This is a genomic window from Parabacteroides sp. PF5-9 (assembly GCF_029893105.1).
Lineage (GTDB): Bacteria > Bacteroidota > Bacteroidia > Bacteroidales > Tannerellaceae > JARXWG01.
This window is the reverse complement of the sequence record NZ_JARXWG010000004.1, coordinates 101,288-123,454: the sequence shown is the minus strand read 5'-3', so window position 1 is coordinate 123,454 and position 22,167 is coordinate 101,288. Positions and strand designations below refer to the sequence as shown.

The 22,167-nt window shown below is 41.5% G+C and carries 20 protein-coding genes; 14 read left to right on the top strand and 6 right to left on the bottom strand.

Annotation, left to right across the window (positions count from 1 at the left end; translation table 11 throughout):
- Nucleotides 1-125: 125 nt before the first annotated feature.
- From M2135_RS03755 to M2135_RS03730, 6 genes are all read left to right on the top strand, one after another.
- Nucleotides 126-722, top strand: coding sequence for a 50S ribosomal protein L25/general stress protein Ctc (locus M2135_RS03755; protein WP_280747264.1), 597 nt, complete (start codon nucleotides 126-128; stop codon nucleotides 720-722).
- A 90-nt stretch (nucleotides 723-812) separates the two neighbouring features.
- Nucleotides 813-1,379: an aminoacyl-tRNA hydrolase gene (pth, locus tag M2135_RS03750; protein WP_280747263.1), complete on the top strand. Its 567-nt coding sequence runs from the start codon at nucleotides 813-815 to the stop codon at nucleotides 1,377-1,379.
- 7 nt (nucleotides 1,380-1,386) lie between these two features.
- Nucleotides 1,387-1,815: an RNA-binding S4 domain-containing protein gene (locus tag M2135_RS03745; RefSeq protein WP_280747262.1), complete on the top strand. Its 429-nt coding sequence runs from the start codon at nucleotides 1,387-1,389 to the stop codon at nucleotides 1,813-1,815.
- 195 nt (nucleotides 1,816-2,010) lie between these two features.
- Entirely contained in the window at nucleotides 2,011-2,238 is a 228-nt protein-coding gene (locus M2135_RS03740) for a DUF4492 domain-containing protein (RefSeq protein ID WP_280747261.1), read from the top strand.
- Nucleotides 2,239-2,251: 13 nt separating this feature from the next.
- Nucleotides 2,252-3,826, top strand: coding sequence for a cytochrome ubiquinol oxidase subunit I (locus M2135_RS03735; RefSeq protein WP_280747260.1), 1,575 nt, complete (start codon nucleotides 2,252-2,254; stop codon nucleotides 3,824-3,826).
- Between the two features lie 11 nt (nucleotides 3,827-3,837).
- Complete coding sequence (locus M2135_RS03730; RefSeq protein ID WP_280747259.1) at nucleotides 3,838-4,989, top strand: cytochrome d ubiquinol oxidase subunit II; 1,152 nt, start codon at nucleotides 3,838-3,840, stop codon at nucleotides 4,987-4,989.
- A gap of 770 nt (nucleotides 4,990-5,759) precedes the next feature.
- Here M2135_RS03730 and M2135_RS03725 read toward each other — a convergent pair.
- Together M2135_RS03725 and M2135_RS03720 are read right to left on the bottom strand one after the other, a co-directional pair.
- Nucleotides 5,760-6,440: a hypothetical protein gene (locus M2135_RS03725; protein ID WP_280747258.1), complete on the bottom strand. Its 681-nt coding sequence runs from the start codon at nucleotides 6,438-6,440 to the stop codon at nucleotides 5,760-5,762.
- Between the two features lie 44 nt (nucleotides 6,441-6,484).
- Nucleotides 6,485-7,903: an AAA family ATPase gene (locus M2135_RS03720; protein ID WP_280747257.1), complete on the bottom strand. Its 1,419-nt coding sequence runs from the start codon at nucleotides 7,901-7,903 to the stop codon at nucleotides 6,485-6,487.
- A gap of 93 nt (nucleotides 7,904-7,996) precedes the next feature.
- On the opposite strand from M2135_RS03720, the gene M2135_RS03715 reads away from it, so the two are divergent.
- The 3 genes from M2135_RS03715 to M2135_RS03705 are packed head-to-tail and all read left to right on the top strand — an operon-like array spanning nucleotide 7,997 to nucleotide 10,023.
- Nucleotides 7,997-8,632 (top strand): hypothetical protein, encoded by a 636-nt coding sequence (locus M2135_RS03715; RefSeq protein WP_280747256.1) that lies wholly within the window; start codon nucleotides 7,997-7,999, stop codon nucleotides 8,630-8,632.
- Between the two features lie 12 nt (nucleotides 8,633-8,644).
- Nucleotides 8,645-9,478, top strand: a complete 834-nt coding sequence (locus M2135_RS03710; protein ID WP_280747255.1) for a DUF3822 family protein — start codon at nucleotides 8,645-8,647, stop codon at nucleotides 9,476-9,478.
- Nucleotides 9,466-10,023, top strand: coding sequence for an RsmD family RNA methyltransferase (locus M2135_RS03705; protein ID WP_280747254.1), 558 nt, complete (start codon nucleotides 9,466-9,468; stop codon nucleotides 10,021-10,023). Before M2135_RS03710 ends, M2135_RS03705 begins: the two co-directional genes overlap by 13 nt.
- Here M2135_RS03705 and cls read toward each other — a convergent pair.
- From cls to M2135_RS03685, 4 genes are all read right to left on the bottom strand, one after another.
- On the bottom strand, nucleotides 9,995-11,431 hold the full coding sequence (gene cls, locus M2135_RS03700; RefSeq protein WP_280747253.1) for a cardiolipin synthase: 1,437 nt from the start codon (nucleotides 11,429-11,431) through the stop codon (nucleotides 9,995-9,997). The two genes, M2135_RS03705 and cls, sit on opposite strands and share 29 nt — an antisense overlap.
- 73 nt (nucleotides 11,432-11,504) lie before the next feature.
- The gene (locus M2135_RS03695) at nucleotides 11,505-12,467 is read right to left on the bottom strand and encodes a GNAT family N-acetyltransferase (protein ID WP_280747252.1); all 963 of its coding nucleotides are present in this window, start codon (nucleotides 12,465-12,467) and stop codon (nucleotides 11,505-11,507) included.
- Between the two features lie 10 nt (nucleotides 12,468-12,477).
- Entirely contained in the window at nucleotides 12,478-13,305 is an 828-nt protein-coding gene (locus tag M2135_RS03690; RefSeq protein WP_280747251.1) for a 1-acyl-sn-glycerol-3-phosphate acyltransferase, read from the bottom strand.
- Nucleotides 13,306-13,398: 93 nt separating this feature from the next.
- Nucleotides 13,399-14,901 carry a potassium/proton antiporter gene (locus M2135_RS03685; RefSeq protein WP_280747250.1) on the bottom strand — a complete coding sequence of 501 codons (1,503 nt, stop codon included), beginning with the start codon at nucleotides 14,899-14,901 and terminating at the stop codon, nucleotides 13,399-13,401.
- 626 nt (nucleotides 14,902-15,527) lie between these two features.
- Here M2135_RS03685 and rimP point away from each other — a divergent pair.
- Genes rimP through sufB form a run of 5 tightly spaced genes read left to right on the top strand, consistent with a single transcriptional unit; the run spans nucleotide 15,528 to nucleotide 22,139 of the window.
- Nucleotides 15,528-15,995 (top strand): ribosome assembly cofactor RimP, encoded by a 468-nt coding sequence (gene rimP, locus M2135_RS03680; protein ID WP_280747249.1) that lies wholly within the window; start codon nucleotides 15,528-15,530, stop codon nucleotides 15,993-15,995.
- Between the two features lie 6 nt (nucleotides 15,996-16,001).
- On the top strand, nucleotides 16,002-17,267 hold the full coding sequence (nusA, locus tag M2135_RS03675; RefSeq protein ID WP_280747248.1) for a transcription termination factor NusA: 1,266 nt from the start codon (nucleotides 16,002-16,004) through the stop codon (nucleotides 17,265-17,267).
- Nucleotides 17,268-17,287: 20 nt separating this feature from the next.
- The gene (infB, locus tag M2135_RS03670) at nucleotides 17,288-20,173 is read left to right on the top strand and encodes a translation initiation factor IF-2 (RefSeq protein WP_280747247.1); all 2,886 of its coding nucleotides are present in this window, start codon (nucleotides 17,288-17,290) and stop codon (nucleotides 20,171-20,173) included.
- Between the two features lie 2 nt (nucleotides 20,174-20,175).
- Nucleotides 20,176-20,667, top strand: coding sequence for a CvpA family protein (locus M2135_RS03665; protein ID WP_280747246.1), 492 nt, complete (start codon nucleotides 20,176-20,178; stop codon nucleotides 20,665-20,667).
- 26 nt (nucleotides 20,668-20,693) lie between these two features.
- Nucleotides 20,694-22,139, top strand: coding sequence for a Fe-S cluster assembly protein SufB (sufB, locus tag M2135_RS03660; protein ID WP_280747245.1), 1,446 nt, complete (start codon nucleotides 20,694-20,696; stop codon nucleotides 22,137-22,139).
- Nucleotides 22,140-22,167: the final 28 nt, after the last annotated feature.

The following is a 22,167-nucleotide window of genomic DNA, read 5'->3' as shown; positions in this document are numbered from 1 at the left end:
GAAATCCGCAATCAACTTTTTGCTGTTAGAAATAAATGCAATATCTTTGCACCGCTTTTTAGCCCCGTACCGTGTGATGGGAAATTAGGAAGCATCTAATTTTTAGTAACACAAAAGAAAGAAAAATGAAAGTATTTGAATTAAAAGGAAAATCAAGAGCCATCGAAGCACGTTCTTCTGCTCAGAAAAGATCGCTCAAATCTCTGCGTAAAAACAAAGAATTACCTGCCGTACTTTACGGAGGAAATGAGGTCGTTCATTTCAGTATCACCAGCGATGCTGTTCGTGGTCTTATTTACACTCCGGAAGTCCATCTGGTAGATCTTGAAATCGATGGCAAAAAAAGAATGGCGATCGTCAAAGATATGCAATTCCAACCGGTAACAGACGAGTTGTTGCATATGGACTTCCAGGAAATCTCTGCAGACAAACCGGTAGTTATTGAAGTGCCTGTTGCTCTACAAGGATATGCCGAAGGGGTAAAAGCCGGGGGTAAATTGACACTGCGTATGCGTAAACTAAGAGTGAAAGCTCTGTATAACAATCTGCCAGAGAAATTGATTATCAATGTAGATAACCTCGGATTAGGAAAGTCTATGCAGGTTGGCGAATTGACTTTTGAAGGACTTGAACTGATGAACGCAAAGAATGCAGTCGTTTGTACCGTTCAGTTGACACGTGCTGCTCGTGGAGCTGCTGCCGCTGCTGCTGCTGGTAAATAAGTTTCATTGGATTAAAAATATACATTATAATGTATCTATAAAGGGGCTCTATTCATTACGAATAGTCCCCTTTCTTTATCTGATAACAGGATGAAATATCTGATAACAGGGCTAGGCAACATAGGCTCACAATACTGGGGGACACGTCATAATATCGGTTTTCGTGTCGTCAACAAACTGGTGGAAGATAGTGGGCACTTTTTTTCCGAAGAACGATACGGTGCTGTTGCACGTATGCGTGTTAAAAATAAAGAATTGGTGGTATTGAAACCGAACACCTTTATGAATTTAAGCGGAAATGCTGTTCGGTACTGGTTGCAGAAAGAAAATATCCCTGTCGAAAATTTACTGGTTATTGTAGATGATATCGCCTTACCGTTTGGTGTTTTACGGTTAAAACCCAAAGGGAGTGATGCCGGGCATAACGGGCTGAAAAACATTCAACAGATTCTCGGCACACAGGAATACACCCGTTTAAGATTCGGAGTCGGTGATTACTTTCCAAGAGGCGGACAAGTAGAATATGTATTGGGGCAATTTGACCCGGAAGAGTTGGCAGTTATGCCTGAAAAAGTAGACCGTGCTGTGGAGATCATCAAAAGTTTTTGCCTTTCAGGTATTCAGTTTACCATGAATCAATATAACAATAAAGACTGAATTTGAAATGAACGAAGTTCGTATCGATAAATGGTTGTGGGCCACCCGTGTATTTAAAAGCCGCACGATTGCAGTTGAAGCCTGCAAAAAAGGACGCATCATGATCGGAGGCGTGACAGCGAAAGCTTCACGCATGATTAAAGTGGGTGAAATCATTCAGGTACGCAAACCACCGATCACTTTTTCATTTAAAGTATTGGCGTTGACCGAACGTCGCATGGGAGCAAAGTTGGTTGCCGAATATCTGGAAAACGTCACTACAGCAGATCAATATGAAATTCTGGAGATGAATCGGATCTCCGGTTTTGTCAACCGCAACAAAGGGATGGGTCGACCCACAAAAAAAGACCGCAGAGATCTGGAACAGTTTACCGGTCCCGATTTTTTTGACGATGGCTTTGATTTTGACTTCGACTTCGACTCCGAAGAAGATTAACCCCTCCCCTACACTTTAAAAAGAGATCAAAACCTTAGAGCAAAAGTATTATCCCCTTTCATAGATTTTTTCTATATCTCTATAAAGAATATTTATAGGCAAGATAATTATGCTTGTGTATAATTGGCTAAGTTTGTCTTTTTAAGAACAAACTATTCGCCATAAGCTACTGTTATTATTATAAAAAGACAACACATGAAAAAGGGCTCTTTTTTAATACGTGTTTATCATTTTTATCTCGACGGTTTTAAAGAGATGACTTTAGGTAAAACACTATGGATCATTATTTTGATCAAGTTGTTTATTATGTTTTTTATCCTCCGCTTATTTTTCTTCCCTAACTTCTTAGGTCAGTTCGACAACCGGTCGGAAAAAGAAGAGTATGTCTCCAGCGAACTGGTTCAACGTGCTATTACACCTTAAAACACACTATATTATGATTGAAAGTATCGAAACCTCATTAATTGACTGGTCGAGGGCGCAATTTGCGCTGACAGCAATGTACCATTGGTTATTTGTTCCACTCACCTTAGGACTTGGTGTAATCCAAGCCATTATGGAAACGATTTATTACAAAACCGGAAAAGAGTTCTGGAAAACCAGCGCTCAATTCTGGATGAAACTATTCGGGATTAATTTTGCCATCGGAGTAGCGACAGGCTTGATTCTCGAATTTGAATTCGGCACAAACTGGTCGAACTACAGCTGGTTTGTAGGAGACATCTTTGGCGCTCCGTTAGCCATAGAAGGTATTCTGGCTTTTTTTATGGAAGCTACATTTATTGCCGTTATGTTCTTTGGATGGAATAAAGTGAGCAAAGGTTTCCACCTGACCGCAACCTGGCTGACAATAGTCGGAGCTACGCTCTCGGCATATTGGATACTGGTTGCAAATGCCTGGATGCAATATCCGGTCGGTATGGCATTCAATCCCGATACCGTAAGAAATGAAATGTTCGATTTCTGGGCAGTTGCTTTATCTCCGGTAGCGATCAACAAATTTTTTCATAGCGTCCTTTCAGGATGGGTTGTAGGAGCAGTGTTTGTGATCGGAGTTAGCAGTTGGTATCTATTGAAGAAAAGAAACATTGAGTTCTCATTAGCCAGTATCAAAATCAGCTCAATATTCGGTTTAGTGGCCTCGCTGCTTCTTCTTTGGACCGGTGACGGCTCGGCTTATCAGGTGGCTCAAAAACAACCGATGAAACTGGCAGCCATGGAAGGATTATATGAAGGGGAAAAAGAGGCCGGACTGGTGGCCATCGGCTTGTTAAACCCTGCAAAAACGAATGCGAATGACAAAGTCGATCCTTTCATATTCAATATCCAGATCCCTAAACTATTGTCCTATCTGGCAGAACGCGATCTACAGGCCTATGTTCCAGGGATCAATAATCTTATCGCAGGAGGATATACCACCAATGACGGGCAAACAGCGTTATCCGCCAATGAAAAAATAATGCGAGGAAAACTGGCGATAAAAGCATTAGCAGACTATCGTAAAGCCAAAAATGAAAAAAACGAAACGCTTGCGCAACAACACCGTATTGTATTGGAAGAAAACTTTCCATATTTCGGTTATGGATATATTAAAAATCCGGTAGAGTTGATACCCAACGTCCCATTAACATTTTACGCCTTCCGCATTATGGTTCTGTTAGGTGGATTCTTCATCCTATTGTTTCTTCTCACTTATCTCTGGACCCATAAACAGAAATTCAAAGAAGCGCGTTGGCTGCAATACATTTGCTTATGGTCAATCCCGTTCGCCTATATCGCCGGACAAGCCGGATGGGTTGTCGCTGAAGTAGGCCGCCAGCCGTGGGCTATCCAGGACATATTACCGACAAGCGCTTCCATCTCTAAACTGGAGACATCTGCTGTCCAATTAACATTTTTCCTGTTTCTGATTTTATTTACGATCCTCTTAATCGCAGAAGTAGGCATTATGATCAAAGCAATCAAAAGTGGGCCAAGTGAAGACGAGCCTGTCGAAAATCAACCTTATTAAATACATTTGTTATGGATACTACATATATATTTTTACAACATTACTGGTGGTTTCTGGTCTCGTTACTTGGAGCACTTCTCGTGTTCCTGCTTTTTGTGCAGGGAGGACAATCATTATTGTTTACAATTGGCAAAACAGAGTTACAACAAAAGATGCTTCTAAATTCAACCGGACGCAAATGGGAATTTACATTCACCACCCTGGTGACATTCGGAGGCGCCTTTTTTGCCTCCTTCCCTTTATTTTACTCCACCAGTTTCGGAGGCGCATACTGGGTCTGGATTCTGATCCTTTTATGTTTTGTGATACAGGCCGTATCTTATGAATATCAAGCAAAAAAAGGAAACCTCCTAGGCAAAAAAACCTATCAGATATTCCTTTTAATAAATGGAATCGCTGGCCCTATTTTACTGGGAACTGCAGTCGGGACTTTTTTCAGCGGAGCAGAATTCTACGTCAACAAAGCACAGTTAACAGAGCTGGCCATGCCGGTTATTTCGACCTGGGCCAGCCCTTGGCACGGACTGGAAGCCGTGTTAGTCTTTTGGAACGTATGCCTGGGCTTGGCCGTCTTTTTCCTGGCACGCGTATTGGCTCTACTCTATTTTATGAATAATATCGATGACGAAGAGATTCAAGCCAGAAGTAGAAAACAGCTGTTGATTGAAACAGGTTTGTTTCTTCTCTTTTTCCTGACCTTCCTGATTCATTTATTATTCGCTCAAGGTTTTGCCGTACATCCGGAAACAGGAGAGATCTTCATGCAGAAATATAAATACCTGATCAACCTCATTGAAATGCCTGTTGTATTGGCAACGTTATTGATCGGTGTCGTCGGTGTGCTTTTTGGCATTGGACGTACTATTTATATAAAAACCTGGAAAAAAGGGATCTGGTTTGCTGGAACAGGTACGGTTCTTACGGTATTGGCACTCCTATTATGTGCCGGATGGAACAATACAGCCTATTATCCTTCGGTGGTTGATCTGCAGAGTTCACTAACGATACAAAACAGTTCCTCCAGCCTGTTTACATTACAAACAATGGGATGGGTATCTCTGTTGATCCCATTCGTTCTTGCCTATATTTTTTATGTCTGGAGAGCGTTGGATCTAAGAAAAATCAACAGCAAAGAGATGAAAGAGAGCGAGCATACCTATTAAGACTTTTTTTACAACATATCCATATAAAAAGAAAACGGCGAGGTTCACACCTGGCCGTTTCTACATTTAACCGTTTTAAACAAAAAGAAAAAGTTAGTTAAGGTGGTCTCTATAAATAAATATACTATAGAATTAAATTTTTAAAATCAAATTTAGTCCTTGTATGGACGAGCAAAGATAGGCAATTTGTCTTAGTTACAAAGCATTTTTCAAAGTATTTTTCATTCTATCACGTAAAAAACGTGATATTGTGCATAAAAAAGTCATTTCTAATTTCACATTTCACTTTTTAACCCTCCTGGATCAAATCGTGTCAAACCGTAAGCTGAGAGCGGATTGTAGCTTTAAATATCAAATAGAAAACGCCATTTTACATCCAAGCTCATCCTATGAAATTCAATCGATATACATATCTAAACAGGCAACAGGAGAGTATCTCATTACAGCAAAAACATCGCATAAAAACGATTAGATTTGCACGATTCATTCCCATCAATAGTTCAAGTCGCCCATTGGTTTATTAATACGGTTTGCAGCACTTTTCTGTTAGAGGTACCTCTAAATTATTTTAGACGTACCTCTAAACGGATTTACACCTACCTCTAAATCGATTTAGACGTACCTCTAACAGAAAACAGACGTAGGTGTAACAGAAAACAATGGTAGGTGTTACAAAAAAGAGTTCGAAAAGAGACAGAAAAACCGATGGATCGTGTTGGTTTTTCTATTGATTGATTCTATTTACGATTATTATCTACAATCGAAACCATTCAGAGTAATATCTCCGTATATAATTTAAAATTTCCTTTTGCGATCCATCTATCATATAGATCAGTCGCCGGGATCTCAAACTCAAAAAGACATTCCACCCACCCATTTTCTTTGTCTACACGGGTAAATTCTATGTATCCAACCCCATACCTATGCCATTCGTTACAAGAGATCCCATCGACCCACCAATAGCGATTAACGTAACAACCCGACCTATAATCCTTTCCCGTCTTTCCGTTGCCTGTAATAGTATATTTTCCCCCGACAACAAACTCCTGAGTGCCGGATAAAGCTAATGAAATCAGAAAATTCGGGCTATCAGACCTTTTATTTGCCGGTGTAAAAATGATATCTCCGGTTTGGAATACAAATAGATCACCCGCTTTATAAAGATAGGCTTCATAAGGGTCTGGCGCCATAATTTGGCTCAAAATAGTTGATTGATATTTATATTTTTCTCCATCGATTTCTCCTCTACCAGAAGAGATATGCATGCGTTCTTTATCACAACTTGTGAATCCAATCAATACAAAGGAGAGTACGGCTAGACGAAATACTTTCATTGGGAATTTATCTAAGTGGGTAATCATTGGTTCTTCTAATGCTTTATACCATAAAAGATGCATAAACATCAACGATGGCTGCATATCATTCTGGTTTTTTCCAGGATAGCCTTCCATCTTCTCTTTGGTGGTGAAGAAAGAGTAAGAGCAAAGTGTGCGCGTTAATTCGCTTCAAATGCCTCCGGAAGATTCACTAAATATAAGCGATGAGTTGCACGGGTAAAAGCGGTGTACAACCACCGATAGAAATCTTCGCCCAGCATTTCTTCCGTCATATAGCCAATATCCAAGAATACATTCATCCATTGTCCGCCTTGTGCTTTGTGGCAGGTGACGGCATACGCATACTTCACCTGCACGGCATTATAATAAGGGTCTGTTTTCATTTTTTGCATCTTCTCCCGTTTGGTCGGGACATCTTCATAATCTTCAAAAATGGCATAAAATAGTTGATCATTCAACGCTTTCGGTAAAGCGGGTGTATCTGTCTGCAGGGCATCTAAAAGAATCTGAATATCCATCTCCAGTTCATAATCCGGGAAACGAACGATCACATCCGCAAACTTAAAGCCATACAATTCCTGGGTTCGCTTGACACGTAACACTTCTACAATTTCACCATTGGCCATAAAATCGATCTCTTTCGATTTTTCGGTCCAGAAATAATTGTTTTTAGCAATCATCAGACGATCTCCGGAAGAGAGTTCCTCCTCCCGCCATAAGATGCGGTTACGTATACCGTTATTGTATATTGTTGCCCGTTTATTCGAACGGGTTATAACCATCGTCTCTTCTACCCCATCCCGGCTATACATCGTAGAGATCTCTTCGATCAGTTCTTCACCGGAGACTTTACGCATATCCTCAAATCGGCTTGTAAACAACGCGGGATAACTCTCTACCTGTTGATTACGTAGTGCTTCGCGCAAACATGTGGCATGGTATAAGATCCCCGAATTTTCTGCCTGACGAACAATCTGAGTTAATGTAATTTCTATTACATGAAGATTATAACCACGCAAAACCTCGATATTCAACGCCGGACTCTCCGTTTGGTGCACCGGCGGCAATTGAGCGACATCGCCCATCAGTATCAACCGGCAATTCTCACCCGAATAGACATAGTGAATCAGATCATCCAACAAACGTCCGCTCCCAAAAAGAAAAGAGTCCAACCCATCATTGGATATCATAGAGGCCTCATCGACAATAAAAAGCGTATCTTTATGTAAATTTTCTGCCGGCTGAAAACCGGTTGATTCATTCGAGAAAGCCTTTTGCCTGTAAATTTTCTTATGAATGGTAAACGCCTGATGTCCGGCATAACCGGCAAAAACTTTAGCGGCCCTGCCTGTCGGAGCCATCAACACGGTTTTTTGCCTCATTTCAGTCAGCGTTTTGACCAATGAACCGACAAGGGATGTTTTGCCCGTGCCGGCATATCCTTTCAACAAAAGTAAGGATTCGCTCCTCTGAGTAAGTAAGAAATCAGCGATCGTATGGAGAGCGACAGATTGGTCAGGCGTTGGTTTATATGAAAAATTTTTAGATATTTGACGTATTAAATCACTATTTCCCATTTTGTTTGCAATAATTTTGGATATAAAAGTAGTGTATTAAAGATTCTTTTTTAAATTTGCCGAACGAAATAAATTTAAAAATCAATATAAACCATGAAACTTACATTAAAAGTCTTATTAGTTGCTGCAGTCTTTCTGCTTGTTTACATGTGCTACAGGAGCATTATGGGTCCAATCGAGTTCAATGAGGAAAAAACCGCCCGGGATAATGCGATCATTGAACGGTTGATCGATATTCGTAAAGCGCAGATCGAATACAAAAATATCCACAAAGTACATGCTGCTAATTTTGATGAACTAGGCAAGTTCCTGAATGAAGAAAAACTTCCATTCTTAAGAAAAGAAGGAAACTTGACTGATGAGCAACTTGAAAAAGGGATGACTGAACAGGAAGCTGTAAAACTAGGCTTGATCAAACGTGATACTGTCTGGGTACTTGCAAAAGATACTTTGTTTAATGCCAATTATAATGTTGCCGACATGCGTTATGTGCCTGGTATTCCTGACGAACGTATTCAGTTCTCAATGGACACAGCCACACTGTATTCAGGTTCTGGTTATCAGATTAAAGTATTTGAAGCTGGTGTAGCATTCAAAGATTACTTACGTGGAATGGATGCGCAGTTGCGTTACAATCTGATCGACAAGGCAGAAAAGCAAGGTAAATATGCTGGATTACGCGTCGGTTCTCTTGAAGAGATCAACAACAACGCAGGAAACTGGGAATAATCCATTCAAATTATGATGACTATCAGCATTCCTGATACGTTGACAATCGATAATTCGATAAACTATATAGTGTCCATCCGACTCGATTCGGATGGACTTTCTTTTTCGGGTTATTCACCATCAGTCGGAAGGAGTTTCTTTTATAGGGAGACGAAGTTCAACAGCGACCAGAATATAGAGTCCGCTTTAAAAGAATTTTTCTTCGCCCACGACTTTCTGACCTGGATGTATAAGCATATCAACATCATCTATGTTTCTCCATTATACACCCTTGTGCCGGAGGAGTTGTATGATGAAAAAAGGAAAGAAGAGTTGCTTAACTTCCCCTTTTCTACTCCGCAGAAACGATGTATGCACAATAAATTGAAAGGCAAAAAATCAGAAGAGGTACTCTTCGGTATGGATAATGAAGTGTTTGAATTCTGTTCGCGCTCATTCATCAAACCGACGTTTATCAATCATATTACCCCTCTATTGTCATATTGGAAAAAGGAGAGTTTATCGAGTCCACAACGCAATATGTATGTCGTATTACACGACAAAATGATCGATATCATTGGGGTGGAACAGGGTAAATTGCTTTTCGTAAACAGCTTTTCCGTGGAACAGAGAAATGAGATATTATACTATGTATTATATGCTTGGAAACAAATCGGATTCAATCAGGACAAAGACCAACTGTTTCTGTTTGGAGAACCCAACCTGTGCAACACATTGACCAAAGTCTTTGAAATCTATATCAAATATATCCATTCGGTAGAAATACCTTCGGAAGCCTTTTTGTTAGGCAATGAGGTAGCCCATGCTCCCATGGATTTAATTGCTTTATCCGTATGCGAATTATAAGCGGCAAATACGGAAGAAGGCGATTCTCTGTCCCCTCCTCTTTCAGCGCAAGACCTACGACCGACTTTGCCAAAGAAAATATTTTTAATGTGATCGGCAATCTGATCGATCTGGAAGGACTCAACGCATTAGATCTTTTCGGAGGCACAGGAAGTATCTCTTTTGAATTATTATCCCGGGGATGTCGACAGGTGACAACCGTAGAGATGAAAAATGCCCACGCCAATTTTATCCAGAAAGTCGCTCAGGAGTTAAAAACAGACGACTTGTTGTTAATCCGCGGAGATGTTTTTCGTTTTTTGCAGCACGCATCTATTCAAAGTTACGATCTGATTTTTGCCGACCCCCCTTATAACCTCAAAGAGTTACCCCAAATACCAACGATTATCATTGAAAAAGACCTGCTTTGCGAAGGTGGTATTTTGATCATGGAACACCCTAAGACCTATGATTTCTCAGAATTACCCTACTTTTCCCAGCATAGAGAGTATGGGTCTGTCAATTTCAGTATCTTCATCAAAGAAGCGGAGAAAACAAACGCATAAAAGATTCTGCAAAACGTTGGGTGATCGGACGTTTAAGCCATTTCGCTGGAACGACTCTTTCACAATATTGCATATCATGGAAAAATCTTTTTTTCATCTGCACAGCAAAAGTCGGATCATAGAGATAGGCATTCACTTCAAAATTATGCTCAAAACTTCGAAAATCCATATTGGCTGATCCGACACAGGTCAATGCATTATCACTCACGATCAGCTTAGCGTGTAAAAAACCCAATTGATAAAAGTAAACCTTCACCCCCGCTTTGATCATATCATCCAGATAAGAATGGCTGGCCATGTTGGCTGTACGCGTATCCGATCGCTTGGGAAGCATTAAACGCACATCAACACCCCCCAGTGCTGCTGTTTGCAATACCTGATTCAATCCTTCCGTAGGCAGAAAATAAGGCGTTTGAATGTAGATGTATTTCTTGGCAATAGAAATCATGTGAACAGTCGCCTGTAACAATACCCGCCACTGACCGACTGGCCCACTGGTTGCCACCTGCATGATATTCTCCGTATATATTGTGGCCTGCGGATAGTAAATCTTTCCTTTCAACTGCTGTTTACTAATCACATACCAGTCGATCATAAAAATGGATTGAAGTCCATGTACCCCTTTTCCTTCTATCTTAAAATGGGTATCTCGCCAATTTCCCCAAGAGGTTCCTTTACAATAACGGTCAGCAATATTCATTCCGCCGATAAACCCGATCTGACCGTCAATGACAACTATTTTACGGTGATTCCGATAATTCACTTTACTGGTAAAGATTGGAAATACGACTTTCAAGAAGGGAAAAACCTCCACCCCAGCCTCTTTCATCTCTTTAAAGAATTGAGGTTTTACATTCCAACTCCCCACATCATCATATAACACACGCACCTCTACCCCTTCACGTGCTTTCTTTATTAAAGCCGCCTTCACTTTGTTTCCGATATCATCATCACAGAAAATATAGTATTGAAGATGGATATGATGGGTAGCCTTATCGATTTCTATCAATAAATCGTCGAATTTCTCATCACCGCTCGAATAAGAGGTAAGCCGGCTACCATAAAGCAGTGCCGAATGACTGCTATTACTCAACAGATGGGTTAAAGGTTTATATTGATCGGGCACCGTACAACGATCCTGCGAAGGCTGTCCTTCCAACGGACGTTTCATGATGCGTTTATAGATACGGCGCGAGATGATTCGCTGCTTCCGGTTATCTTGTCCGAAGAAGAAATAAAAGATCAATCCAATACCCGGTGCAAACAGGAGCACAATCACCCAGGAAAGTGTTTTTAAGGGATTTCGATTTTCCAGAATCACAACCAGAATTAATCCGAGGATAGTGATGGTATATAAAAGGGTAAAAACGGTCCCTACGATTGTTCCTATCTGAATAGCTGCAATCATACGTTTTGCATTGTTTAGACACTATGGAGGCTAAGGTAATAAGGATTCCGGAATATACCAATAAACCGGCGACTTATAGTTTGCGTAACAGATCAGCTCCTTTATATTCTGTTTCCAAATACGTTTCTATATGACGTTTTTTCTTGTCTTCCAAGATTTCGTCAATAGCGATTAAGATTCCTGTCTCTTCCACTTCACCAAAACCATGATTCACGGCCGTACCGAATGTGCGCATTTTAGGAGAAAGGCTCATATAGGCACTAACCAAAGGAGGCACATTGATACCGAATTTCCGAACTTCCTGGTTTAACACCTTGTAGTTCTCTTTGAAATTGTCATAATGAAAAAGCGCTTTCATTTTTTCCAGGTCAGTACCTGTTTCCAAAGGACAGATCGGCGTGATCAGACATTCAGGATCCGGGAAATGCAAATTCAGAAAATAAAGGATCATATTGCGTGCCTCTGTATTATAGGTATTATACATAGTCACTTTTCCGAAATAATACCTGAGTTCCGGATCGATCACCGACATGGCTCCCAAGCCATCCCACAGGTTGTCTAAAACAAACAGACCTTTTGCTCCTGAACGGGTAGATTGGTACTCCAACGTCACAAAAGAACGTCCCAGTTCTACCGTATAAGGCAGATACTCTTTGATAAACTGTTCTGAGAAATTAAACAGATGAGAGGTTGCCAGTATCGGTTTACCCACACTATCCAACCGGACATCCGATCCACATAAAAAACGATATCCGCCTAAGATCTGTTCATCTTCCGGATTCCAGACGATTAACTGCCGATAGGCATCTTCCATCGTATCAAACTCGTCAATATCGACCGGACACCCCGTTCCCCCTCCGTAATAACGGAAAGCGGCCTCACGCAGACGTCCGATTTCCTGCATCACATTCGGTGAGTCATGAGCAGTAACAATATAAATTTCATTTTTTGATTTATTCGTACTGCGGAGCATTTTCTCATTTGTCAACTCCGCCTTGAGAACTTCCGGTGCGATCGGTGCAATGATATCCTGCATATATGGTGTGTTATTTTTTCAATTTATAGACAATTTCTTTGACCCATTCGGCCCATTCTATTGGTTTTTTACTCGTATCGAATGTTTGCCATGGAATAGGTTTTCCAAAATAAATCTGGTATACGGCATGTTTACTTTTAAATACTTCGTCCGACAGATAGAGCATTTCATAATTCATCTTTACGCCCAACGATTTCCGCAGATTGGCCAGACGATAAAAAAAGTTCGAGTTTTTTCCATCAAAATAGACCGGCACAACATCTCGCTGATACTCTACCGCTTTTTGAACAAATGATTTTTTCCATTCCAGATCAACCACTTTTCCTCTGATCTTTCTGGAGCATAACCCGGCCGGGAAAGTGATGATCTGATTCTCCGAAGCAAATGCTTCATCCGTCAACAACGCATTCGCTTTTCCTTGTCGGCCATGTTTATTTATCGGAATAAATATCGAACGAAGGTTCGGAATAAAAAGCAACAGATCATTGACCAGGTATTTGATTTTTCCTTTATACCGCTCTCCCAGAACAGCAGAAAGGCAAATACCGTCCAACCCGCCTAATGGGTGATTAGAGGCAAAAAGATACCTTCCGCTTTCCGACAGATTCTCTTCGCCGTGTAAACTCAGGGTCAAATCAAAATAGTCGATTAACTTACTCATAAAATCAACACCATCTTCATTTTCATAATGCGTGAGAATATAATTCAACTCATCTTGGTGAAGAATACGGATCAGATAATTGAGAACAAAAGCAGGAAGTTTTCGGGCAATTGAAGGCGCCTTCTCTTGCAGTACCTGTTCAACATCTATGATTTTTTTTACATCTTCCTTTGACATCCCGTCATCCTAATAATAGAAGGCAAAGATATAGCTAATTATTGAAGATGAGAATATTTGACCAAAGGTTTTTACGCATTCGACAGGAATCGATCAATTCTTCTTCATCGTATAGTCGGTGATTCCGAGTGATTCATACGCCTGCAACAGGGCATCATCGTTGTCAGAAATCATCAATAACTTATCATTCTCCTGGAGTTCTGTATTCCCTTTCGGAATAAAATAACGCCCATTCCTTTTGACCATAACAGCAAGCGTATGGTCGGGCAATGTCAATTGCATCAATTTATTCCCATGCGTTAAGACCGCCGGGGTGATCTCGATCTCACTCATAGCACTCTTTATCTCTTCTGGCAAATCGATACCGAAAGCATCTTTACGTTCCGGCTCATCAACCAACCCGAGCCATTTCGCAGCCTGAGTCACGGTCGTGCCCTGAATCAATAACGACAAAATGGTAATAAAGAACACCACATTGAAAATAATGCTTGCCCCTTCTATTCCGGCGATCAGAGGATAGGTGGCAAAAATAATCGGAACAGCTCCACGAAGACCGACCCAGGAGATATACAACTTCGCTTTTGTTGTAAAATTCCGGAAAGGAATCAGACAGAGAAACACACTGATCGGACGTGCAAAAAGAATCATGAACACCCCGACAGTCAACCCGATAGGAGCCACAGGAAGCAATTCGTGCGGATTCACCAGAAGTCCCAGCGCCAAGAACATGACGATCTGCCACAACCAGGTAAATCCGTCAAAGAACGTTCCGATACTTTTTTTATGAATAATTTTTGAATTACCGACAACCAGCCCCGCGATATATACCGCCAGGTATCCATTTCCTTTACACAACGTGGTCGCAGCAAAAGTAAAGAAAGTGATTGCCATCAATAAGATCGGATACAACGATGCATTATCGATATTGATCCTATTCATAATCACAACCGTCAGTTTCCCCAGTACAAATCCCGCTAAAGCACCTAAACCCAATTGAACAACTAAAGAGAAAATGGCCTCCCCAATATTCATACCGCCCATTTGGATATAAGTGATCAACAATAAGGTCAACATATACGCCATCGGGTCATTACTCCCACTCTCAAGTTCCAACGTCGGCCGCAGCCGCTCCTTCAGATAGACCCCTTTACTGCGTAAAATGGAGAATACGGAAGCTGAGTCGGTCGACGACATAACGGCAGCCAACAACAGAGACTCCGGCAATGACATACGTAGATAATGGTCGCCCAACAACGATGACATCCAGTAAATAAATCCTCCTGTGATAAATGTCGTCGCCAAAACCCCGACCGTCGCCAAAACCACCCCTTGGGCTGCGATCGGTTTAATCTCGGAAATCTTTGTATCCATCCCCCCCGAAAAGAGAATAATACTAAGCGCCAGCATACCTATAAACTGAGCGATAGACGGATCATTGAATTGAATACCAAACCCATCACTCCCGAATAACATACCAACACCCAGAAAGATCAACAGCGTAGGCAGCCCGAAACGGAAACCGGCCTTTCCGGCGAAAATACTTAAAAACAGAATAACGGAAGCTATTAATAATACCTCTTCTGCATTATGAAACATAGATAATTTCTTTATAAAATTGGTTGAAATAAAAGACTAAAAAACCTAAAAGCCGTGAAAACCTCATAAGCGTTAACAAAAATAGCAAAAATTGTTAACGAAAGCCGGTTTTCGACAATGAGTTACCCTTTTTTTAACAAATAATGTGATGTTGTTAATCTCTTTTTGATTCACTTGCGAACAACTTTAGACAACAGGAAGAGACCTGTCGATGCGATCGCACTCCTTTTGAAGCCGAACAAACAATTTTAACGACTGATTCACAGCAAAAAAGCAATAATCCGTAATGATTTATTCACAACACCCTGTCGGTTTATTTGAAATCGAACGAACACTTTTCTGTTAGAGGTACGTCTAAAACAATTTAGAGGTACGTCTAAATCCGTTTAGAGGTACGTCTAAAATTATTTAGAGGTACCTCTAACAAAAAACAGAGGTAGGTGTAACAAAAAAACAGACAGCATGCTGACAAAAAGTGTTCCGGGAAATTTAAAAAGATCTCGCTCTTCATACATATAAATCTACCGATGATTTGGAATATCATTGATTTTTTGTATATTTGCACTCGATTAAGAGAAGATGAGGAGGGGGCGATAGTCCCCTCCTTCTGTTATAACAATAGGTATATGATTGATAAACAAAACATTATAAAAATAGTAGAAGAGAAATTAATCGCTTCTGAGTACTATTTGGTTGATGTCGTTGTAAAACCTGGCAACCTGATCATTGTTGAGATCGATCATGATGAAGCAGTAAACATAGATGATTGTGTGGCATTGAGTCGCCACATCGAAGCACACCTCGACCGGGATGTAGAAGACTTTGAATTAGAAGTCGGATCTGCCGGTATCACTGCGCCTTTTAAAGTGTTACGTCAGTACACGAAAAATGTCGGCAATGAAGTGGAGATGCTTCTGAAAAGCGGTGTCAAACTGACCGGAGTCTTAAAATCGGCTGATGAATCGGGGGTGATTCTTTCCATCGAAAAGAAAGTAAAACCTGAAGGAGCAAAACGAAAAGTCATCGTACAGGAAGAGTTATCATATACTTTTGACGAAATAAAATATACAAAATACTTAATAAGATTCAAGTAAAAAACTATGGCCAAGAAAGAGGAAACTATCAGCATGATTGATACCCTTGCGGAATTCAAGGAGTTGAAAAACATAGACAAAGATACAATGATCAGCGTATTGGAAGAATCTTTCCGAAACGTGATCGCCAAAATGTTCGGTACTGATGAAAATTATGATGTCATTATTAACCCGGAAAAAGGGGATTTTGAAATCTGGAGAAACCGTACTGTTGTCGCTGATGATGAGCTGGAAGATCCGAATCTTCAATTAACTTTAACGGAAGCACGAACCATCGATGCCGACTGTGAAGTGGGAGAAGAGGTCACTGATGAAGTCCATTTTGCCAAATTCGGACGTAGAGCCATTTTGAACCTGCGCCAGACATTAGCCTCAAAAATACTTGAATTACAGAAAGATAATTTATATGCTAAATATAAAGAGCGTATCGGTACAATCATTGCAGCCGACGTTTATCAGGTATGGAAAAAAGAGATTCTTCTCTTAGACGATGAAGGAAACGAGTTGCTTCTTCCTAAATCGGAACAGATACCTTCCGACTTCTATCGCAAAGGTGAAACCGTGCGTGCCATCGTACAACGGGTAGATAATTTCAATAACAATCCGAAAATTATACTCTCACGTACCGACAAGGTCTTCCTTCAGCGGTTGTTTGAACTGGAAGTACCTGAGATCAACGATGGATTAATCACCATCAAAGCAATTGCCCGTATTCCGGGTGAACGTGCCAAAGTGGCGGTAGAATCCTATGATGACAGAATCGACCCGGTAGGGGCTTGTGTGGGGATGAAAGGATCACGTATTCATGGTATTGTTCGTGAGTTGCGTAACGAAAATATCGACGTAATCAATTACACATCAAACGTATCCTTATTCATTCAACGGGCATTAAGTCCGGCTAAAGTCTCTTCGATCCGGATCAATGAAGAAGAACGAAAAGCTGAAGTATACCTCCGCCCGGAAGAAGTCTCCTTGGCTATTGGTAAAGGAGGATTGAATATCAAATTAGCATGTATGCTAACAGAATATACCATAGATGTATTCCGCGATATCGATGGAGCTGATGAAGAGGATATCTACTTGGATGAATTTGCAGATGAAATTGATGCTTGGGTAATTGAAGCGTTGAAAAATATTGGCTGTTATACTGCAAAAGCTGTATTGGGAATGGATAGAAATGAAATTATCGAGCGTGCCGATCTGGAAGAACAGACAGCGGATGATCTTATTGCTATCTTAGCTGCGGAATTTGAAGACGAAGAAAACGAATAAGTATTACGACAAAGTTAGATATGCCTATTAAATTAATACAAGTACAACGAAAATTAAACGTAGGGATCAACACCGTTGTTGAGTTTCTGCACAAAAACGGTCACACGATTGAGGATAATCCCAATACGCGGATCAGTGATGAAGAGTATGCTTTGCTCGTAAAAGAGTTTGGGAAAGATCTACCGGAAAAAGACCGTCAGATCACATCCCCAGCCCCTCCTAAAAAAGAACCTGTTCAGCCTAAATCTGAAAAAAAGGAAGAGATCAAAACGGAAATACCGGAAGATCTTAAACCTAAAATCATAACAAAAGGCCATATCGACTTAGATGAGCAGCCTAAAAAAATCCAGGAAGAAGAAGTTGTTGTTGAAGAAAAGAAAGAACCTGAGGTGATTCAACCTGTCGAAAAGAAAATCGACAAGGTTAAGCCTGTTTCCGAAGAGCCGGCCATACAAAAACCTGCTCCGAAAGAAGAAGATAAAGCAAACATTAATATAGCAGAAAGTCCTAAAGTGAAAGCAACTATTGAGGCTGAAAAACCTGAAACAGAGACTTCAAAATCAACGACAACGACAGAAGAAGTAGTGACCGCAGAAGAGCGTCAGGATGATACGCCATTTCGTTTAAAAACGCCAAAGTTCGAATCGCATATAAAGGTGACCGGTAAGATAGACCTGACCTCAATCAACCAGTCGACAAGGCCTAAGAAAAAGACCAAAGAAGAGAAGCGTAAAGAACGTGACGAAAAAAATAAACAGACCGGCAGTAAACCGGCCGGACAAGGCGGACCGTTTAAAAGCCATCCTGCAGGGAAACAAGACGGACAATCTTCGACCACTCCTGCTGCTGGCGGAGATGGAGATGCCAAGAAAAAACGGAAACGGATCAAAAAAGATCGTATCGACATCAATAATACACCTGGTACAAACATCCAGCGTCCGGCCGCCAACAGAGATGACAACCGGAAGTCGCGTCTGAAAAAACCGGTGAAAGCCGAAGTCAGCGATGAGGATGTTCAAAAGCAAATTAAAGAGACGTTAGCGCGTCTGACCAATAAAGGAAATAAAGGGAAAGGTGCTAAATATCGCCGGGATAAACGTGATGCTGCAGTCAAACGCGAAAATGAATTACTCGCTCAGGAAGAACAGGAAAGCAAAGTACTTAAACTGACCGAATTCGTTACGGCTAATGACTTGGCCAATATGATGAACGTTCCGGTCACACAGGTTATTGCGACCTGTATGAGTATAGGCATCATGGTTTCGATCAATCAGCGTCTGGATGCAGAGACAATTAATATTGTAGCAGATGAGTTCGGTTTTAAAACCGAATATGTCAGTGCAGAGGTTGTCGAAGCGATCAAAGACGACGAAATAGATAATGAAGAAGATTGGATAGCACGTCCGCCGATTGTAACAGTTATGGGACATGTCGACCATGGTAAAACATCATTACTCGACAACATCCGTAATGCCAATGTGATCGCCGGTGAAGCCGGAGGTATCACGCAGCATATCGGAGCATATAACGTAAAACTATCCAGCGGCAGACGTATCACCTTCCTCGACACCCCAGGTCACGAAGCCTTTACGGCGATGCGTGCACGTGGAGCCAAAGTGACCGATCTCGCGATCATTATAGTAGCAGCAGACGACAATGTGATGCCACAAACGATCGAAGCGATCAATCATGCCTCGGCAGCAGGTGTTCCTATTGTATTTGCGATCAATAAGATCGACAAACCAAGTGCCAATCCGGAGAAGATTAAAGAGGAACTGGCCAATATGAACTACCTCGTTGAAGATTGGGGTGGTAAGTATCAAAGTCAGGAAATATCGGCTAAAAAAGGAGTCGGCGTAGAGGAGTTATTGGAGAAAGTATTACTCGAAGCTGATCTACTCGATCTCAAAGCCAATCCTCAAAAACGGGCTGTCGGCTCGATCATTGAATCGACACTGGATAAAGGACGTGGATATGTCTCTACGATACTGGTAGAAAACGGCACCTTGAAAATGGGTGATATCGTACTGGCCGGAACACATTACGGCCGCATCAAAGCGATGTTCAACGAACGTAATCAACGGGTTGAAAAGGCGGGACCGTCCGAACCGGTACTTATTCTCGGTCTCAACGGAGCGCCTCAGGCCGGTGATACGTTTAATGTATTGGAAACAGATCAGGAGGCTCGCGAAATTGCTACACGTCGTGAACAATTGCAACGCGAACTCGGACTGCGTACTCAAAAGATGTTGACGCTCGACGATATCGGCCGCCGTATTGCTGTTGGAAATTTCCAGGAATTGAATGTGATTGTTAAAGGTGACGTTGACGGTTCTGTGGAAGCATTATCGGATTCTTTGATTCGCTTGTCGACCGAAGAGATCCAGGTCAATGTGATTCACAAAGCTGTCGGACAAATCTCCGAATCGGATGTGGTGCTTGCCGCTGCTTCCAATGCAATTATCATCGGATTCCAGGTACGTCCTTCAGTGGCTGCACGTAGAAATGCAGAAAAGGACGGAGTTGAAATCCGTCTGTATTCGATCATCTACGATGCGATTGAAGAGGTGAAAAGTGCAATGGAAGGGATGCTCTCTCCGGAAATCAGGGAAGAGATTACTGCCAATGTGGAAGTACTTCAGGTATTCAAGATTACCAAAGTCGGAACAATTGCCGGATGTATGGTACGGGAAGGTAAAATCAAACGTACCAATAAAGTGCGCCTGATCCGCGACGGTATCGTGATCCATTCAGGAGAACTGGAATCGCTGAAACGTTTTAAAGATGATGCGAAAGAGGTCGTATCCGGACAAGATTGTGGTTTGAATATCAAAAATTTCAACGATATTCAGGTCGGCGATATTATTGAAGCATACGAAGAAACGGAAATCAAGAAAACACTATAAATATGAACTGGTTAGACATCATATTATTGTGTCTGGCAGTAATAGGATTAATGAAAGGCCTGTTTGATGGAATCATCAAACAGGTTATTTCGCTTATTGCCCTGATCATTGGGATTATCTTATGTGGGAAAGCGGCAGCCTGGCTAAAAGGATATATCATCGCTTTAGATTGGTTCTCCGAAAGCTGGGTGTCCATTATTAGTTATATACTCGGATTCATCATCGTGATTACCGTAATATTAGTAGCCGGAGAAATTATTCACCGAGTGATCGGTGCGACTCCCTTGAGTGTATTGAACCATCTGGCAGGCGCTTTTTTTGGGGTTATCGTCATGGCCCTTTTCGCCAGCCTCTGTTTCAATTTATTCGAGCTGATAGATACGAGTTCTACATTGATCCCTATGCATACGAAAATGGAATCACGCCTCTATTATCCGATAAAAGAGATTATACCGACTGTTTTTCCCCATAACTTATTCGCATTAGGAGAATGAGCGACTCAGTAGAACAAAGTATAACTATGCAAGACTCAAATGCCATTATTAACGAAGTAACAACGAATGATTATAAATACGGTTTTGTTACTGATATCGAAACGGAAACTATTCGCCGCGGATTGGATGAACAGACTGTCCGTATCATATCTGCCAAAAAGAATGAACCGGACTGGCTGCTTGAATTCAGACTAAACGCCTTTCGTCATTGGCAAACACTGGAAATGCCCACATGGGCACATCTCGACATTCCCCCTATTGATTATCAGGAGATCATTTATTATGCTGCTCCTAAAAAGAAAGAGGGACCCAAAAGTATGGACGAGGTAGACCCTGAGTTATTAAAAACATTTGATAAATTGGGCATCCCATTACATGAACGGGCACAACTGGCAGGAATGGCTGTAGATGCTGTGATGGATAGTGTATCCGTAAAAACAACCTTCAAAGAGGTACTGGCCGAAAAAGGGATTATCTTCTGTTCATTCAGTGAAGCTGTTCAGAATTATCCCGATCTGGTACAAAAATATATGGGAAGTGTTGTCAGCTACCGCGACAACTTTTTTGCCGCTCTCAACTCGGCTGTCTTTTCCGACGGTTCTTTTGTGTATATCCCCAAAGGAGTCCGGGCACCGATGGAATTAAGCACCTATTTCCGCATCAATGCGGCCAATACGGGACAATTCGAACGGACTTTGATTGTGGCCGATGATGAATCGTATGTGAGTTATCTGGAAGGATGTACAGCACCTATGCGTGATGAGAACCAACTGCATGCTGCTATCGTAGAAATCATTGCCATGGAACGTGCCGAGGTCAAATACTCGACCGTTCAGAACTGGTACCCCGGAGACAAAGAGGGAAAAGGAGGTATATACAACTTCGTGACCAAACGCGGATTATGTAAAGGAGAAGGAAGTAAAATTTCGTGGACACAAGTAGAGACCGGTTCTGCCGTCACCTGGAAATATCCAAGCTGTATACTTGCCGGAGACAACTCTGTTGGGGAGTTCTACTCCGTTGCTGTGACCAATAACTACCAGCAGGCCGACACCGGAACCAAAATGATCCATTTAGGGAAGAATACCAGAAGTACAATCGTTTCCAAAGGAATTTCAGCCGGACATAGTCAAAACAGTTATCGCGGATTGGTGAAAGTCGCTTCACGCGCAACGGGCGCCCGTAACCATAGCCAATGCGACAGCCTTTTATTAAGTTCAACCAGTGGTGCGCATACTTTTCCGTATGTCGATATACAAAACGAGACGGCTATCGTTGAACATGAAGCAACAACCAGCAAAATCAGCGAAGAGCAACTGTTCTACTGCCAACAACGAGGAATCTCTGTAGAAGAGGCCGTTGGTCTGATTGTCAACGGTTACGCCAAAGAAGTCATGAACAAGCTCCCTATGGAGTTTGCTGTTGAAGCGCAAAAACTCCTGAGTATTTCCTTAGAAGGAAGCGTCGGATAAAATAATGTTTAATTATGAATGATGAATG

Coding starts and splice junctions, on each gene's coding strand:
- M2135_RS03665 (WP_280747246.1), top strand. CDS start 20,176: ATGAACTGGTTAGACATCATATTATTGTGTCTGGCAGTAATAGGATTA.
- M2135_RS03720 (WP_280747257.1), bottom strand. CDS start 7,903: ATGGGAAATAGTGATTTAATACGTCAAATATCTAAAAATTTTTCATAT.
- M2135_RS03685 (WP_280747250.1), bottom strand. CDS start 14,901: ATGTTTCATAATGCAGAAGAGGTATTATTAATAGCTTCCGTTATTCTG.
- cls (WP_280747253.1), bottom strand. CDS start 11,431: ATGATTGCAGCTATTCAGATAGGAACAATCGTAGGGACCGTTTTTACC.
- M2135_RS03690 (WP_280747251.1), bottom strand. CDS start 13,305: ATGTCAAAGGAAGATGTAAAAAAAATCATAGATGTTGAACAGGTACTG.
- M2135_RS03745 (WP_280747262.1), top strand. CDS start 1,387: ATGAACGAAGTTCGTATCGATAAATGGTTGTGGGCCACCCGTGTATTT.
- nusA (WP_280747248.1), top strand. CDS start 16,002: ATGGCCAAGAAAGAGGAAACTATCAGCATGATTGATACCCTTGCGGAA.
- pth (WP_280747263.1), top strand. CDS start 813: ATGAAATATCTGATAACAGGGCTAGGCAACATAGGCTCACAATACTGG.
- M2135_RS03695 (WP_280747252.1), bottom strand. CDS start 12,467: ATGCAGGATATCATTGCACCGATCGCACCGGAAGTTCTCAAGGCGGAG.
- M2135_RS03715 (WP_280747256.1), top strand. CDS start 7,997: ATGAAACTTACATTAAAAGTCTTATTAGTTGCTGCAGTCTTTCTGCTT.
- M2135_RS03705 (WP_280747254.1), top strand. CDS start 9,466: ATGCGAATTATAAGCGGCAAATACGGAAGAAGGCGATTCTCTGTCCCC.
- infB (WP_280747247.1), top strand. CDS start 17,288: ATGCCTATTAAATTAATACAAGTACAACGAAAATTAAACGTAGGGATC.
- M2135_RS03730 (WP_280747259.1), top strand. CDS start 3,838: ATGGATACTACATATATATTTTTACAACATTACTGGTGGTTTCTGGTC.
- M2135_RS03755 (WP_280747264.1), top strand. CDS start 126: ATGAAAGTATTTGAATTAAAAGGAAAATCAAGAGCCATCGAAGCACGT.
- sufB (WP_280747245.1), top strand. CDS start 20,694: ATGCAAGACTCAAATGCCATTATTAACGAAGTAACAACGAATGATTAT.
- M2135_RS03740 (WP_280747261.1), top strand. CDS start 2,011: ATGAAAAAGGGCTCTTTTTTAATACGTGTTTATCATTTTTATCTCGAC.
- M2135_RS03710 (WP_280747255.1), top strand. CDS start 8,645: ATGATGACTATCAGCATTCCTGATACGTTGACAATCGATAATTCGATA.
- M2135_RS03725 (WP_280747258.1), bottom strand. CDS start 6,440: ATGGAAGGCTATCCTGGAAAAAACCAGAATGATATGCAGCCATCGTTG.
- M2135_RS03735 (WP_280747260.1), top strand. CDS start 2,252: ATGATTGAAAGTATCGAAACCTCATTAATTGACTGGTCGAGGGCGCAA.
- rimP (WP_280747249.1), top strand. CDS start 15,528: ATGATTGATAAACAAAACATTATAAAAATAGTAGAAGAGAAATTAATC.